The organism is Kitasatospora sp. NPDC038210, assembly GCF_055600605.1.
The window spans coordinates 46,228-61,028 of record NZ_JBVJYK010000013.1 but is presented as its reverse complement, the minus strand read 5'-3'; the positions used below and the strand labels follow the sequence as shown (position 1 = coordinate 61,028).

The window sequence follows — 14,801 nt, the reverse complement described above, 5'->3', positions numbered from 1 at the left end:
GGTGGCGATTGCCCGACATCGTCCTGACGCTCCGAAGCCGGCAACGGATCACAGAGCGGCCATTGGCTTGGTGCCGGGCTCAAGAGGCAGACACCGGCCTCAGGATCGCGGGCAGACCGAGCGCGGCGACGTGCCGCTCGATCCGCCACTTGCTGACCGGGTCCACCGGCAGCTCCTCCTGCAAGTGCCGGTCCGCTTCGGCGACCGAGCTGAGGACGAAGTGCCCGATGCCTGCGGCGTGCGCGGTCTCGGCGACGTTCATGCCCCAGCGCATCCAGGTGATGCGCCACCGGGCCTACCCGGGTCCGGTGTTTCGTGACACGGCGGGTCGGGTCGGTTGCTGGGGGGATCGCCCCCAGGGGAAAGACGCCGTGCCGACCCGCCGGCCCGTCGCGGTCTGCAGCCCGCAGTGATCATCCGCGCTGTTGCTGCCGACGGCTTCGCGCCGGCGTGGCAAATCCCTTCCGCAGGTGTCGGTCCCGGGCCGTCCTGCGGCGTCCGGGTGCCTACCGCGGAACGTCCTCGGTGGTCAGGAGGTCCGTCAGCTGGGTGCGGTGCAGGGCGGCGACGGGTTCGAGCAGGTCGGGGTGGCGCAGCAGCGCGCCGGCTTCGCTGTCGCGGGCCCGGGGGATGGTGAGTCGTCTCGGGTCGCCGTGGTCCGCCTGGTCCTGGGCGCCGCTTCGGTGGTGGGCGCGGGCTGCGAGGGAGGGGTCGGCGAGCAGGCAGGCAGCCCAGCTGACGACGGTCTCGTCCACCCAGGTGCGCCAGTCGGCGCTCCCCGGGCGGTCGGCGTCGGGGTCGCAGCCGGCGAGCCAGTCGAGCCGGTCGGAGCCGCTGGGGGCGAGCAGGTGAAGCAGCTCGACGTCGAGGGCGGTGGGGTAGCGCAGTGTGGCGGCGAGGGCGGCGGCCTGCTGGGCCTGGGCCTCGGCAAGCGCTCGGTTCAGCGCGCCAGCGGGTGGCGGGTAGGCGGTGAGCAGCCAGCGGGCACAGGCGGCTATGACGGGTGTCAGGTCGGTGGACACGTCAGTCGGTCCCTCGGGGCGGGCTCGCCTGGGTCCGGTCGTCGAGCGGGTGCGAGCGCATTGGAGCGGGGCCGCGCTGCCTCGCTTCGTGGCCGTCCAGTTTAGGTGCGTGTTGCCGATGGCGGCATGACCCGGGTCACTTTTGTGGGGGCCGAGGGCGTTTCGTTCTCGTGGGCGGGTAGCTGAGCCGGCTCCTCGGGTTGCCCGGGCGGGCGGTGTGCTCCTCATCCTGCGCAGGAGCGGGCCGGTCGGCCAGGCCGTGACCAGCCGGTCCGGTCCGATGCCTGCGCGGGCGGCGCGGGCTATCCGGAGGACTGCTGGTGCAGTTGTTCAGGGGCGTGGGCGTCGGTGTCGACCGCGAACAGGCAGCCCGCGCCGGCTGCCTGGAGGAGCAGGTCGTCGGGCGGGTCGCGGCGCTCCGGCCGGCAGTTGATCTCCACCGCCGTCCCGGCATCGGCACAGGCCCTGAGCACCGTTTCGGCGTCGAAGCGTGGCTGCGGCCGGCCTCGGCCGGTGACGATACGGCCGGTGCAGCGTCCGAGTACGTCGGTGTGCGGGTTGCGGACCGCGGCCACCAAGCGGGCGGAGTGCACCGACACCACGACGACGTCGAGGCGCTCGATCAGGTGGTCGGCCTGGTCGAGCGAGCCGTCTTCCAGGATGTCTGATACCCGGCCCGCCGCCGTGCGCGGGGGCCGGGTCCGGGCTGCGGTGCCGGCCAGCCCGGACCCCGGGCAGGGTCAGGACTTGCCGCGGCCGGAGACGAAGTCGCGGGCCCGGTCGACCAGGCCCGCCCCGGGCGCGAGGATCTTGCTCGCGGTGGGGCTGCTCGGCGCGGCGGGATGCGGCCGAGTGGGGGCCATGGACTTCGCGCGGCGGATCTTGTCGCCGAGGTCGTCCAGCATCTGCGGCGTACAGGCCTGGCTGAACATGGGGAAGAGGGTGGTCTCCTCGTCCTGGATGTGGGCGGTGACCTGGTCCATGAGCTGCTGCAGCATCGGCATCATCTCCGGGTCATCGGTGCTCATCTCCTCCAGCTGCTTGAGGAGTTTCTCCACGTCCTCGTGGTCCTTGAGCTCCTTGTCGGCGAGCCGGTCGCCGTCTTCGACGTGCTCGCGCACCGCGGGGTAGAGGTACTGCTCCTCGGCGACCGAGTGCCGCACCAGCTCGATCGTGACCTCGTCCACGAGGTCGCGCAGCTGCTGTCCGCCGCCGCCCGTACCCTGGATCCGGCCGAAGATCTTTCTGACCTCCCGGTGATCGGTCATCAGCTCGTTGATGACGTTGCCGCCGTGTCCCATCGCGTATCCGCCTCTCCTGTGCTTCGAGTGCCGGCTTCGTCCCGGCCCGGCAGGCAGTGATTCCCGGGCGGGGCTTCCGAGTCGGCCGAGGACGAATTCCTCATCCGATGGGAGGCCCACGAGCGGCACGCTGGTGGCGCTCTTCGGAACTGGCTCGCCCGTGCGTGACCGGGCCGACCGACCCCCTGCTCGCATGCCCAGACGCCGCCAGGGCATGCGAGATCGCCCGCCCGGTTCCGGACACGCCGGACACTGCTGGCTGCAAGGGAACACCTCTGGCCGCTGCGGCGTGCGGCGCGTCGTCGGCTGAGTTCAGGGCAAGCGAACTGTGCGCCGCTTGCACGGGAGGGTGGCCCCACCGATCCAGGATCATCCGCTGCCCTCGCCCGGGCTCACTGGCTGGGTCCTGTGTGGGTGCGGCTGCGCGGGGTAGGAGTGAGGAAAGCCGGTTCCGTCACCGTGGCGGACCGGATGCCCGTCGGCTGTCGCCGCACTGTCCCCCCGCCCATGCGCGGGGTCGATGCCCCGGCCCACCTCTGACGGTGGAGCCTTCGGTGGGCTTGGAGCAGTGCCGTGACCCCATACCGAGAGCACACCGAATGCGTGTGTTCGGAGCCGGACCTCAGGATCGAGATCACCCGCGTGGGCAACGCCGCGGTGTGTTTGCTGGCCGGCGACCTGCACATGGACAACGAACAGCTCGTCCACGACGCCCTGACCCGGACGCTGGACCAGGCGCCGGCGCTCCTCGTCGTGGAGATGTCCGCCGTCACCCTGTTCACTTCCAGCGGCCTGAACGCCCTGCTCACCGTCCGCCGGCGGGCCGGCGCCGGCGGCGTGCCGCTGGTCCTGGCGGCGCCCAGCCCCGCGGTGCGGCGTGTCCTGCGGATCATCGAGACCGACCACGTCTTCCCCCTATGTCCGTCACTGGAGCAGGCGGTGTACCACCAGCGGCCCTCTCCGGCCGTGTAAGGCGCGTCCGGACGGGCACACGCCGTGGTTGGACCCGACCCGAACCTGCACGGAAGCTCTCATGCCCGGACCGCTTGCCACCCCGGCCTTCCACGACCGCCTGGACTTCCCGCCGGGCAACACCCGGTGCGCGCGCCGCGCTTTCGCGTTCATCCGCACGACGATGGCGCTCTGGCGACCTGACGGGGGCGGCACGGTGGTCGAGGACGCGCTGCTGGTGACCGCCGAACTGCTCTCCAACGCCGCCCATCACGCCGGCGGCCCCCTCGCCCTCGACCTGCAGCTCGACTCCGGCCGCCACATCCTGAGGATCGCCGTCACCGACGCCCTGCCCGACCCTCCCCGGGTGCGGCAGCTCCCCCCGCCGGAAGAACCCCACGGCCGCGGCCTCTACCTCATCGACCAGATCTCCACCGCCTGGGGCACCATCCCGGCCGGAGCGGGCAAGACCGTCTGGGCCGAACTCGCACTTCCGCCGGCGGACAGCCACTACCCGACCCCGCCGGACGGGCACCGGCCACCGAACAGCTGACCATTCACCTCACTCGGAAGCCAGCGAGGCGGAAGTCTGCCCAGGCGTTGGCTGCGGGCTCGAATCGTGCTGGCCTGCGATGGTCCAGGTGTACCGCCGATCGTGGACGTGGCAAGGGAGTTGGGGGATCGCCGCAGAGACGGTGCGCAAGTGGCGGCGGCGGTTCCTGGCCGAGGGGCTGGACGGTTTGGCGGACGAACCTCGGCCTGGCCGGCCACCCGCGATCGCGGTGGACGAGGTGGAAGCCGTGGTCGTGGCGACGCCGGAGGAGATCCCGAAGGACGCGACCCACTGGTCGCGAAGCTCGATGGCGGTGCGGTCCGGACTGTCGAAGTCGACCGGCGGGCGGATCTGGCGAAAGCGCCGGCGCCGATGGAGGCCCGGGCCCGGCGGCCCGCCGCCTCACGGTCACCAGTCCGCCACCGCCGGGCCGGTGACTATGAGGCGAGAACCGAGGTCGAGGCGGACCTCGCCGTAGGGCCGCACGTGGGACCAGAACAGCGGGTCAAAGCACGGCGACCGGCAGATCCGAGCAGACCGGCCCAGGTGGGCTCGGCAAGGGCGTCCTGGAGTACGAGGGTGAGTGTGAACCCAGCCGACCTCGTCGACCATGAGCATTTCAGGTCGGCCCGACAATGCCGAGGTGTGGCAAGCCGGGGCGACGCCGCACTTGCCCACGGCCACGGCCACGGCCACGGCCGCAGAGCACCGCGAGCCCGTCTGGACGGCCTGCGGTCCTGCCCGAGTCCGCCGTCGGAGGTGGTGCGGTCGAGGGAGGTCGGGGGTGCGCGGACCGCTGTCGCTCACCCGGCCGCGACGCATGCCTCTGCCTCTGACAGGTACCGCGCGACCGGACCCAGGGTCAGCATTCCGCTGGCGGCGCCAGCGTGTTCAGCGCAGGCACCCCGCAGGGCGGCCGCGGCGTGCGCGGCGATTCCGCGCTCGCCCAGGCGCACGGCCGCGCGGGCGGTCAGGCACCACATGGCCTCCTGCATGTGGTCACGCGGTGGTTCGGGCACCGCGGCGAGCGCGGTACGGGCCTGCTCGACCTGGTCCTGGGCGAGCAGCACGAGGGGCTGCGCCCAGGACCGGTACGGGCCCCAGTCGAGGTCCGGGTCCGTGGGCGCGGGCCGGTCGTGCAGCAGACGCAGCCCCAGGAGGGCGAGCGGGAACAGACCGCGGTGCAGCCCCGGCATCCCGGCCGTCCGCAGGGCGTCCTCGGCGGCGCGGTAGTGCGCTGCTGCCGCGGCGGCGCTCGGTCTGCCGGGTCGGGTGCTGCGGGCGGCCGTGGCCCGGGCCCGCAGCCACCTGGTGAGGACGGGGACGAGGGGCGCCTCGGTGGCGGCGGCGAGCCGGTCGGCTGCCTCGGCGTGCGAGGCCGCGGCGTCGAGGTCGCCGAGGGCCGAGGCGGATTGCAGGCGGACGAGTCGGCCGAGTACGGCGAAGTTCGCCAGCTCGTGCCGGGTGGACAGGTCGAGGATCTCGGCGCCGATCCTGTCCCGTACGGCCGCGAGCCCGGAGCGAGTGAAGGACTGCAGGAACACCCCGTTGAGGGCGAACGCCAGCAGGGCGGGATCGGCCAGGTCCCGTGCCAGCGACTCGGCCTGCCGTGCCGCCTGCAGCGCGCGTCCCAGCTCGGTCCCGGACAGGTCGGCGCTGCGGCTCTCGACGGCGATCGTGGCCAGGAGGCGGGCGCACAGGTCGGCGGGACCGTCGGGGCCCAGCGCCGTGAGCGTGCGCTCGGCGGCCGCGACGACGGCGCGGGACTGCTCGGGGTCGTCGGCCCGGCTCCAGATGGCGGGCACGTCGTAGGCGCCGATGATCCGGGCGGTCAGCCGGAGGTCTCCCGTGCGTTGTGCCGCCTGGATGGCGGCGAGACGGTCACGCCGCGAGCGGACGAGGGCATCGCCACCCGCGAGTGCGAGGGTGCGGGCCAGGTCCACGGTGGTGCGCGGACCCAGCCGGACACCGGGGCCACTCCACACCCCACCCACGCCTTCCAAGCGCCCGGACCTGTTGAGGATGTCCATCTCCAGACGCTGGAGTTCGGCACCAGGCTCCAACCCGAGCTGGTCGACGAGCATCGCGCGGGCGCGGCGCAGGGCAGCCAGCGCATCGGCCTGGCGACCCGCGCGGTACAGCGCTCGCGCGAGCAGCCCCCAGGCCGGCTCGCGCCACGGGTGTTCGGCAACATGAGCACCCAGTTCGGCGACGAGATCGGCCCCTTCCCCGGAGTCGAGGAGGATGCGGGCGCGCAGTTCCACCGCCTCCAACCTCCACTCCTCCAGCCGGGTCCGCTCGCGCAGTACCCATGCGGAGCCGGCCACGTCGGCGTAGGCGGGCCCGCGCCAGGCCGCGAGTGCCGCGCCGAGGCCGGTCACCGCGTCGGGGTTGCGGCGGGCACGGGCCAGGGCGTCCTGGAACCGGTGGACGTCCACGTCCTCGCGCGGCAGGCACAGCGCGTAACCGGGGCCTTCGGTGACAAGTGCGCGCGGCGGCGTGCGGGGCGGCCGCTCGGGTTCGAGGGCGCGGCGCAGCGCGGCGACGAATGTGCGCAGCGCGCCCACGGCGCGGGCCGGCGGGTCGGTCCACAGGTCGTCGACCAGGGTGTCGGTGGTGACCATCCGTCCCTCGGCGGCGACGAGCCGGGCGAGTACCTCACGATGGCGGGGTCCACCCAGGTCGACGGGGCTTCCGTCGTCGCGGAGGGCCCGCACCGCACCGAGCACGTCGATTCGCATGCCCCCATCCTCCGTGCCGGGGCCGACTGTGCCCAACCGTACTGATCGGCTGCTGATCGCCGTCGGCCAGGCTGGCCCGGTCAGTCCCCGACTCGAAAGGACCGTCGTTCATGACGCTCACTGTTCCCGGCTTCGACCGCGTCCGCCTGCCCGGTACGGGCGGTGTGGAGCTGGCCGCCGCTGTCGGCGGCAGCGGCAGCCCGGTCGTGCTGCTGCACGGTTTCCCCCAGACCCACCTGATGTGGCGGCACGTCGCCGAGCGGCTCGCCGGCGAGCACACGGTGATCTGCCCCGACCTGCGGGGCTACGGCGCCAGCGACAAGCCGGCGGCCACCGGCCCCGAGGTGTACGCCAAGCGCACCATGGCCGCCGACGTCGTGGCCCTGGCGGCGGCGCTCGGCCACGAGCAGTTCGCCCTCGTCGGCCACGACCGGGGCGCCCTGGTCGCCTTCAGGGCGGGGTTGGACCACCCTGAGGCCGTCACGCACCTGGGCGTCCTCGACGTCGTGCCGACGCTCGACATGTGGAACGTCCTGCACGGCGCGTCGGCGGCGGTCGGTTACCACCTCTTCCTCATGGCACAGCCGCCGGGTCTGCCGGAGACGATCATCGCCAACAGCGCGGACGCGTTCTTCGGCTCGTTCCTCGACGCCTGGGCCGGTGACCCGGCCGCGGTGCCGGGGGAGGTGCGTGCCGAATACCTGCGTGCGAGCGCCGCGGCGGTGACGTCGATCGTCGCTGACTACCGGGCCTCGGCGGGAATCGACGTCGTCCACGACCAGGCGGACCTGGACGCCGGGTCGCGGCTGGCCATGCCCGTGACGGTCGTCCAGCAGGACTGGGGTGCGCAGCTGGGCTACGACGCTGCCGGGGTGTGGAAGGCGTGGGCGCCGGACCTGGACCACCGGCTGACCCGGGCGGGGCACTTCATGGCCGAGGAGGCGCCCGAGGAGATCGCGGCGGCGATCCGGGGCCTGCTGGCGCGCTGATCCTCCTGTTCCCGGGCTCGCCGGCCGGGCAGCAGGCCCGGGAGCGTCGGCGATCGGCACCATGCCCGTCTCGTGCCGGGGCCAGTGGTGCTCACTCGCGCCACCGACAGCATCGACATCGGGGCTCCTGTTCACAGCGAACGCGGGGCGGGCGTGTGCTGCGGGCCGGGGACCGGGGCATGTGTAGCGTGGGGACGGTGAACGATGGCGAGGCCGTGGGCCCCCGTGAAGAGCCGTCGGATGCGGTGGGGAAGGCGAGCCTGCCGGAGCTTCGGCTGAACCTGGACGACCAGCTGGAGGGCAGCGCCCAGCACCTTCGGGCGCTGGCGCGGGCGAAGGACCGGTTGCAGGGGCTGCTGTCGGCGGTGCTGGCGATCGGCGGTGATCTCGGTCTTCCGACGGTGCTGCACCGGATCGTCACCACCGCCATGGACTTGGCCGGCGCCCGCTACGGTGCGCTCGGCGTCCTCGCCCCGTCCGGCGACCACCTGGAGCAGTTCATCACCGCCGGCCTCACCGACGAGGAACGCGCGGCCCTGGCGGGGATCGACTTCCCGCACGGCCGGGGGGGTGCTGGGGCACCTGATCCACCATCCGGAGCCGTTGCGGGTCGACGACATCCCCTCGCATCCGGCTTCGGTGGGGTTCCCGCCGGGCCATCCGCCGATGCGGACCCTGCTGGGTGTGGCGGTCACCGTCCGCGGCGAGATCTACGGCGACCTCTACCTCTCCGAGCGGTGGGACGGCCGCCCGTTCGACGAGGACGACCAGGAAGTCATGCGCGCCCTCGCCGGGGCTGCGGGCATCGCGATCGAGAACGCCCGCCTGTTCGGGTACATGCGTGACAGCGCCGAGCAGTTCCAACGCCTGCTGCTGCCCACCCTGCCGGACCTGACGCCGTTCTCCGGCGCCGCGGTCTACCGCACCGCCGCCGAGCCGGCGAGTGTCGGTGGCGACTGGTATGACGCGGTCGTCCTGCCCGACCGCGTCTGTGCGGCCGTCATCGGCGACGTGGTCGGACACGACCTGCATGCCGCCGCCGCCATGGCCCAGGCCCGCAACATGCTCCGTGCCCTCCTCTACGACCGCCGCACCCCGCCCAGCTCGGTGCTCATCCAGCTCGACCTCACCATCCACGCCATCACCGACCTGCCGGTCACGACCGCCTGCCTGGCCCGCATCGAACCCGCCGCCGACGGCTGGACCCTGCACTGGAGCACTGCCGGCCACCTGCCGCCCCTCGTCCTCAGCCCAGAAGGGGAGGCCCGGTACCTGCACGCGGAACCCGGCGTCCCGCTCGGCGTCGATCCCGACATCCACCGACCCGACCACACCGAGCTCCTGCCCGGCGGCAGCATCGTCCTGCTCTTCAGTGACGGCCTTGTCGAACACCCCGACCACGCCATCGACGAGCGCCTCGACGTCCTCGCCGGCCTCGCTGCCGCCCACGCCCGCCAGCCCCTGGACGATCTCGTCCGCACACTCGCCGACCACCACCCCAGCGACGGCCACGACGACATGGCCATCCTCGCCATCCGAACGCCGGTGCACGACTGACAGGGATGGTGTTCGTGGTGATCCCGTCGGCGGGTCTGACCCATCGACTGACGGCACGACCGCGTGGCCCCGGCAGCCTCGGCACGTGGCCGCTCACCCTTGCGCAAGATGGCGCAACGTGTTGCGTTCAAGTGTTCTGTTCGGGACGTTCCGGACTCCGCGCGGTCACGAGAAGCGCGAGATGTTCCGCTCGACCCAGTCGCGCAGGTGCGCGAGCGGGACGCACGCCTCCGCCCCGAGCGGGGTGAGGCTGTACTCGACGCGGGGCGGGACCTCGGCGTAGACCTCGCGGCTGATCAGCTCGTGGTCCTCCAGTCGACGCAGGGTCTGGGTGAGCACCTTGGGACTGATTCCCTGCAGCCGGCTGCGGAGCTCGCCGAAGCGCTGCGGGCCGCCCTCCAGGGCGCCGAGCGCCAGGGCGCTCCACTTGTTGGCGAGGAGGTCGAGCATGTCGCGGCAGGGGCAGGCGGCAGCGTACACGGACACGGGGTCGCTGCAGTCACCGGTGCGCGCGCTGGTCTTGGTCACGAGCCAATAGTACCCAAAAGGAAGCAGTATCCCTTGCAGGTAACTACTACCTTTCGCATACCTTCGCCGACGTGCCCCGGCACCGGGGCCACCCGGTGCGGAGCCGGTCACCCCCAGCAGCGAAGGAGATCACGGCATGCCAGGCCGGACGCCCGCCCCCCTGACCGTCGGCACCATCGCCCTCTCGTTCCACCGCGGCGCCGCCGCCGTCGTCCGCCGCGTCCTGGAGGCGTTCGGGCATCCCGTCTCCGTCGTGGAGGCGGCGCACGAGGAGCTGTTCCGCAGACAGGCCACGGGGGAGATCGACGTGCTGGTGTCGGCCTGGCTGCCGTCCAGCCACGAGATCTACCTGACGGGCCGTCGCGACGAGGTCCGCGTACTCTCGCCGCACTACGAGCCGTACTGCGTCTGGGCCCTGCCGCCCTACGTTCCCGCGGAGGTGGTCACCGAAGTCGCCGACCTCACCCGCCCCGGCGTGGCCGCGCGGATGACCCGGGTCATCGACGGCATCAACCCCGGGGCCGGGATCAGCCGGTTCTCGGCGCGCATGGTCGTGGAGTACGGACTCGACCGCGTCGGCTACGGCTTCGAACCCGGCACGGAGGCCGCGTTCACCGACCGGGTCGAACGCGGCCTCGCCGAGCGGGAGTGGTTCGTCATCCCGCTCTGGCGACCCCAGTACCTGAACCGCCGCCACGGGCTGAGGCAGCTGGCCGAGCCCAAGGGGCTGCTGGGCACCGTCGACGCCGCCAGTCCGGTCGTCCGCCGTGACGCGCTCGACCGGCTCCACCCCGAGGCACTCGCCCGGCTCGACGCGCTCAAGCTGGGCAACGAGGGCGTCGAGGAACTGGACGTCCTGATCAACGTCGACGGCCTGACGCCGCTCCAGGCGGCCGACCGGTACCTCGGGGCGCGACCGCACCTGCTGCCCGCAACGGCCTGACCGCCGACCTCCAACCGCCCGACGTCCGCCCCGCAACCGCCCGACCGCCGGCCCAACACCGCCCGACCGCCGGCCCAACGGCACCTGATCCACTGCACGTAGCCCCCTGATCCGCTGCAAGCACCGTCCCCGCGAACCGAGGAATCCCATGACCCGGACCATGCCCGCCGTCGCCTACCGCCAGAGCCTCCCGATCGACCACCCGCAGAGCCTGCTCGACCTCGAACTGCCCGTCCCCGAGCCCGGGCCGCGCGACCTGCTGGTCCAGGTCGAGGCCGTGGCGGTCAACCCGGTCGATCACAAGGTCCGGCAGAACGCCGATCCGGCCGGTGAGCCGCGGGTGCTGGGCTGGGACGCGGCCGGCATCGTCGTCGCCGTCGGGGCCGAGGTGGAGCTCTTCCACGTCGGCGACCAGGTGTACTACGCCGGAGCGCTGGACCGGCCCGGCGCCAACTCCCGCTACCACGCGGTCGACGAGCGGCTGGTGGGCCCCAAGCCGGTCTCGCTGTCCTTCGCCGAGGCCGCCGCCCTGCCGCTGACCTCGCTCACCGCATGGGAGGGGCTGTTCGAGCGGCTCGGACTGCAGCCCGGCGCCCCGGAGCAGACCGGCACGCTCCTGGTGACCGCGGCGGCCGGCGGCGTCGGCTCCATGGTGAGCCAGCTGGCCCGGGCGCTCACCGGCCTCACGGTCGTCGGCACCGCCTCCCGCCCGCAGAGCACGGCCTTCGCCCGCCGGATGGGCGCCCACCACGTGATCGACCACTCGAAGCCGCTCGTCCCCCAGCTCGCCGAAGCGGCCCCGGCCGGGGTGGACCACGTCTTCGGCACCACGGCCACCGACCGCAACCTCGCCGACTACGCCGAGGTGCTCAACCCCTTCGGCCGGATCTTGGCGATCGACGACTTCGACAGCCTGCCGATCGGCCTGCTCAAGGCGAAGAGCATCTCGTTCCACTGGGAGTTCATGTTCACCCGGTCGATGTTCCGGACCGCCGACCGGGTCGAGCAGCACCGCATCCTCACCGAGGTCGCCCGCCTGGTGGACGCCGGAACCCTGGTGACCACCGCCACCACCGACCTCGGGCCGGTCAACGCCGCGAACCTGCGCGAGGCACACCGCCTCCAGGAGTCCGGCACGGTGATCGGCAAGACCACCCTGACCGGATTCTGAGCCGCCAGGCCGCCCCGCAGGTGCGCCCTGCGGGCGGCCGGGGGTGTGCCGACGGAGTGTGGGCCCGGCGGCACAGCGGCAGCGCGGGGTTGTCCACGCCCATTTCTCGACAGCGGTGCTCACCGCTGCTCCCTCCCTTCGTCGGGCACTGTGCCCGCCACCAGCACATCGCCACGAACACGCCGTGGTCGGGAGGAGACACCGGGCCTCACCGGTACGCCCGCGCACCGGGCGCCCTGACGACCCGTGAGGTCACACCTCCGGGAGCGGTCCGCGCCCTGGCGCCCCGTCAGTGCAATGTGTAATGTCACACGCCATGATGCGGACCCCCGAGATCGCCCGCCGTACGTCCACGAGCGCGATGACCGTCCTCAGCGTCGCCGCCGCCCTCGCCGCCCTCCTCGGCCCGGGTGTCGGCTCGGCAGCCGCGGAGACCGGCTGCCGAGCCGACACCACGGTGGCACCCGACCAGGAGCGGGCCCGGCTCTCCGACCCCCGTACCGCCGCGCTCGTCGACGGCGGCGGGTTCGGCGACTTCGTGCGCCGCTTCCCGGCCGCCCTGTGCACCGCCCGCACCGCCGCCGAAGCACAGCACCTGGTCCAGAACTGGGGGCAGGCGCTCTGGGGCTCGGCGGTCGACCGCGCGCAGGGCCGGCGCCCCGGCGGGACGCTGCCCGCGCAGGACGACCGGCCGCTGTACTGGACCCGGGTGGCGATGACGGCCCACCTCGCGCAGTGGCAGCCCGGTTTCACCGTCGACCGGGCCGCGCTGCGCCGCGGGTTCGAGGACGCCTCCCGGGGGCTGGTCGGCAACGAGTTCCGTGGCACTCGGGGCGTGCGGCGCTACTTCGTGAGCGGCTTCGACCCGTTCGGCCTGGACACCGAGCTGCGGCGGGCCAACCCGTCGGGCTCGGCCGCCCTGCAGCTCGACGGCCGCCAGGTCACTCTGGCGGACGGCAGCCAGGCCGAGATCCGCACGGTGGTCCTGCCGGTCCGGTACGGGGACTTCGACCGGGGGGTGGTGGACCGGGCCTTCGCCCCGCGGCTGACTGCCGGGCCGGTGGCGGCCGACCTGATCACCACGGTCAGCCAGGGCTACCCCGGTCTGTTCACCCTGGAGGCCTGGGCCGGCCGGGCCCGCTCCGCCGACCCCTACCCCGACAACCTCGACGTGCTCGGCGGCGGCAGCTACGACCACCCCGCCGACCCGCCCGCTCTGGCCGCCGGTCCCGAGTTCATCCCGACCAGCCTGCCGACCGCCGCCATGACCACCGTCCAGCAGCCGTACCCCGTCCTGCTCAACACCCAGGTCGCCGAGATCCCCGTCGGTGGCACGGAGCCGGTCTCCCGGGAGGACGGCCCGACGCCGGGCTCGCGCTCGGTCGAGGGAGGCGGAGGGGGGTACCTCTCCAACGAGGTCGCCTACCGTTCCAACCTGCTCCGGCTCGCCCTGGCACCCCACACGCCCGGCGGCCACCTGCACACGCCTGTCCTGACCGGCCTGCCGGCCGACCCCGCGCAGCTGACCGGCCCCGACTTCGAGCACGCCGAGGCAAGCATCGCCGCAGAGGTGCTGGACATCCTGCGCCACACCACGCCCTGACCGGGCGCCCCGTACGAGGGCGCGTCCCGGGGCGCCGTGGTGACGGGTGGCCCGCACCAAGGCGGGACCGCGGCGGAGAGCGCCGCCCCGGCCCCGGGACGGCGCCGCGGGGCGACCCCTGCGCCTCGCGTCGCGCGGCGCGGGACGACGGCACCACCGACCGCTCCCGGCGGACCGGCCGCCGAGCGAAGGAATTGGTGTCCCGCTTTCCGGAACGACGGGCTGATGTCCGTACCCGTCGGCACCACGCACGGAGGCCCGCCATGGTCAAGATCCTCTACAAGCCGCTCGGGCTGCTCTTCGGCGCGCTCGGCGGAGTGGCCGCCGGGGCGGTGTTCCAGCGCCTGTGGGCGCTCCTGGGCCACGAGGAGGACGCGCCGTCCGCCACCGACCCCGAGCGCACCTGGAAGGAGGTGCTGACCGCAGCCGCGCTGCACGGGGCGGTCTTCGCACTGGTCAAGGCGGCGGTCGACCGGGGCGGAGCCGTCGCCACCCACCGGCTCACCGGCACCTGGCCCGGCTGAGCAAGCGTCACCGACCCGGACGGCACCCCCCGGTGGCGGTCCGCCCCGCGGACACCGATGGTCGAAGTCATGGGCACAAAGAAGTGGGCCGCCGCCGTCGTGCACAGCCTGCCCGGCGCGGTGCCCGGGACGGCCACGGCGCACGTCAGCGGGCTGGTACGCCTGAGCGGCCGCTGGGTGAGGATCCGCCCCGCCGACGACGGCGACGAGACGTGGATCTCCGCAGCTGCCGTGCAGCGCATCGTCTGGAACGCCGAAGCACCGGACTGAACCCGGGCAACACCGCCGAACAGGAGGACCAGGTGCCGCAGGGCACATCCGGCCGCGACGAAACAGCCGCAGAACGGGCCGACCGGCTCTGGGGCGAGATGCTCCAAGAGGTCCGGGTCTGCCAGACCGGTGCCCAGATCCTCTTCGGGTTCCTCATCTCGGTGGTCTTCACCCCACGGTTCGCCACGCTGCCCACCTTCGACCGCCACCTGTACGTCGCCACCGTGATGCTCGGCGCGGCCGCCACCGCCGCTCTCGTCGCCCCGACAGCGTTCCACCGAGTACTCGCCGGCCGCGGCATGAAACCGGAACTCGTCCGCGCCGCCGGGCACCTGATCACCACCGGGCTGGCCCTGCTCGCCTTGACCATCACCAGCGCCCTCCTGCTCCTGCTCCGCACCGCCCTGCACGGCTCCACCACGGCATGGGTCCTGAGCGGCGCGGTCCTGCTGTTGTTCACCACCTGCTGGCTCGTCCTGCCGTTCCTGGTCCTGCGACGCGAACACCGTGGTTCGCGGCCTGCAGCCGGGGGGAGCGGTTCCTCGACCGGCGCTGCTCCGCCCGCGCGGGCTTGACGCCAGAGGAACCGCGCCGTTCTCCTCCTCCTCCGCCTCCGGGACGGGTGACCGCGGAGCGGCCGGGCCGCCG

At 73.1% G+C, this 14,801-nt stretch carries 16 protein-coding genes and 1 pseudogene; 12 read left to right on the top strand and 5 right to left on the bottom strand.

What is annotated here, in order from left to right; all coding sequences use genetic code 11:
- Positions 1–79: 79 nt before the first annotated feature.
- Positions 80–262: a hypothetical protein gene (locus tag ACZ7KX_RS25430; RefSeq protein WP_470328454.1), complete on the bottom strand. Its 183-nt coding sequence runs from the start codon at positions 260–262 to the stop codon at positions 80–82.
- 244 nt (positions 263–506) lie between these two features.
- Positions 507–1,022 carry a hypothetical protein gene (locus tag ACZ7KX_RS25425; protein WP_470328453.1) on the bottom strand — a complete coding sequence of 172 codons (516 nt, stop codon included), beginning with the start codon at positions 1,020–1,022 and terminating at the stop codon, positions 507–509.
- A 320-nt stretch (positions 1,023–1,342) separates the two neighbouring features.
- Between ACZ7KX_RS25425 and ACZ7KX_RS25420 the strand changes: the two genes are divergently transcribed.
- A complete protein-coding gene (locus ACZ7KX_RS25420; RefSeq protein WP_470328452.1) occupies positions 1,343–1,690 on the top strand; it encodes a hypothetical protein in 348 nt (115 codons plus the stop codon).
- 72 nt (positions 1,691–1,762) lie between these two features.
- Here ACZ7KX_RS25420 and ACZ7KX_RS25415 read toward each other — a convergent pair whose 3' ends face one another.
- Complete coding sequence (locus ACZ7KX_RS25415) at positions 1,763–2,323, bottom strand: hemerythrin domain-containing protein (protein WP_470328451.1); 561 nt, start codon at positions 2,321–2,323, stop codon at positions 1,763–1,765.
- 573 nt (positions 2,324–2,896) lie between these two features.
- On the opposite strand from ACZ7KX_RS25415, the gene ACZ7KX_RS25410 reads away from it, so the two are divergent.
- From ACZ7KX_RS25410 to ACZ7KX_RS25400, 3 genes are all read left to right on the top strand, one after another.
- Complete coding sequence (locus ACZ7KX_RS25410; protein WP_470328450.1) at positions 2,897–3,295, top strand: STAS domain-containing protein; 399 nt, start codon at positions 2,897–2,899, stop codon at positions 3,293–3,295.
- Between the two features lie 61 nt (positions 3,296–3,356).
- A complete protein-coding gene (locus ACZ7KX_RS25405) occupies positions 3,357–3,827 on the top strand; it encodes an ATP-binding protein (RefSeq protein WP_470328449.1) in 471 nt (156 codons plus the stop codon).
- 79 nt (positions 3,828–3,906) lie between these two features.
- The gene (locus ACZ7KX_RS25400; protein ID WP_470328448.1) at positions 3,907–4,305 is read left to right on the top strand and encodes a helix-turn-helix domain-containing protein; all 399 of its coding nucleotides are present in this window, start codon (positions 3,907–3,909) and stop codon (positions 4,303–4,305) included.
- 325 nt (positions 4,306–4,630) lie between these two features.
- Here ACZ7KX_RS25400 and ACZ7KX_RS25395 read toward each other — a convergent pair whose 3' ends face one another.
- Entirely contained in the window at positions 4,631–6,568 is a 1,938-nt protein-coding gene (locus ACZ7KX_RS25395) for a BTAD domain-containing putative transcriptional regulator (protein ID WP_470328447.1), read from the bottom strand.
- Between the two features lie 110 nt (positions 6,569–6,678).
- On the opposite strand from ACZ7KX_RS25395, the gene ACZ7KX_RS25390 reads away from it, so the two are divergent.
- Positions 6,679–7,557 (top strand): alpha/beta hydrolase, encoded by an 879-nt coding sequence (locus ACZ7KX_RS25390; RefSeq protein ID WP_470328446.1) that lies wholly within the window; start codon positions 6,679–6,681, stop codon positions 7,555–7,557.
- A gap of 179 nt (positions 7,558–7,736) precedes the next feature.
- Positions 7,737–9,114, top strand: a pseudogene (locus ACZ7KX_RS25385) (PP2C family protein-serine/threonine phosphatase).
- A 165-nt stretch (positions 9,115–9,279) separates the two neighbouring features.
- Here the strand turns inward: ACZ7KX_RS25385 and ACZ7KX_RS25380 are convergent.
- The gene (locus ACZ7KX_RS25380; protein ID WP_470328445.1) at positions 9,280–9,642 is read right to left on the bottom strand and encodes a winged helix-turn-helix transcriptional regulator; all 363 of its coding nucleotides are present in this window, start codon (positions 9,640–9,642) and stop codon (positions 9,280–9,282) included.
- A gap of 136 nt (positions 9,643–9,778) precedes the next feature.
- On the opposite strand from ACZ7KX_RS25380, the gene ACZ7KX_RS25375 reads away from it, so the two are divergent.
- From ACZ7KX_RS25375 to ACZ7KX_RS25350, 6 genes are all read left to right on the top strand, one after another.
- Positions 9,779–10,585 carry a glycine betaine ABC transporter substrate-binding protein gene (locus ACZ7KX_RS25375; protein WP_470328444.1) on the top strand — a complete coding sequence of 269 codons (807 nt, stop codon included), beginning with the start codon at positions 9,779–9,781 and terminating at the stop codon, positions 10,583–10,585.
- A gap of 148 nt (positions 10,586–10,733) precedes the next feature.
- Positions 10,734–11,756: a zinc-binding alcohol dehydrogenase family protein gene (locus ACZ7KX_RS25370; RefSeq protein ID WP_470328443.1), complete on the top strand. Its 1,023-nt coding sequence runs from the start codon at positions 10,734–10,736 to the stop codon at positions 11,754–11,756.
- A gap of 316 nt (positions 11,757–12,072) precedes the next feature.
- Positions 12,073–13,359: a pyroglutamyl peptidase gene (locus ACZ7KX_RS25365; protein ID WP_470328442.1), complete on the top strand. Its 1,287-nt coding sequence runs from the start codon at positions 12,073–12,075 to the stop codon at positions 13,357–13,359.
- 263 nt (positions 13,360–13,622) lie between these two features.
- Positions 13,623–13,883: a DUF4235 domain-containing protein gene (locus ACZ7KX_RS25360; RefSeq protein WP_470328441.1), complete on the top strand. Its 261-nt coding sequence runs from the start codon at positions 13,623–13,625 to the stop codon at positions 13,881–13,883.
- A 69-nt stretch (positions 13,884–13,952) separates the two neighbouring features.
- Positions 13,953–14,153 carry a hypothetical protein gene (locus ACZ7KX_RS25355; protein WP_470328440.1) on the top strand — a complete coding sequence of 67 codons (201 nt, stop codon included), beginning with the start codon at positions 13,953–13,955 and terminating at the stop codon, positions 14,151–14,153.
- 32 nt (positions 14,154–14,185) lie between these two features.
- Positions 14,186–14,728 (top strand): DUF6328 family protein, encoded by a 543-nt coding sequence (locus ACZ7KX_RS25350; protein ID WP_470328439.1) that lies wholly within the window; start codon positions 14,186–14,188, stop codon positions 14,726–14,728.
- The last annotated feature ends 73 nt before the right edge of the window (positions 14,729–14,801 follow it).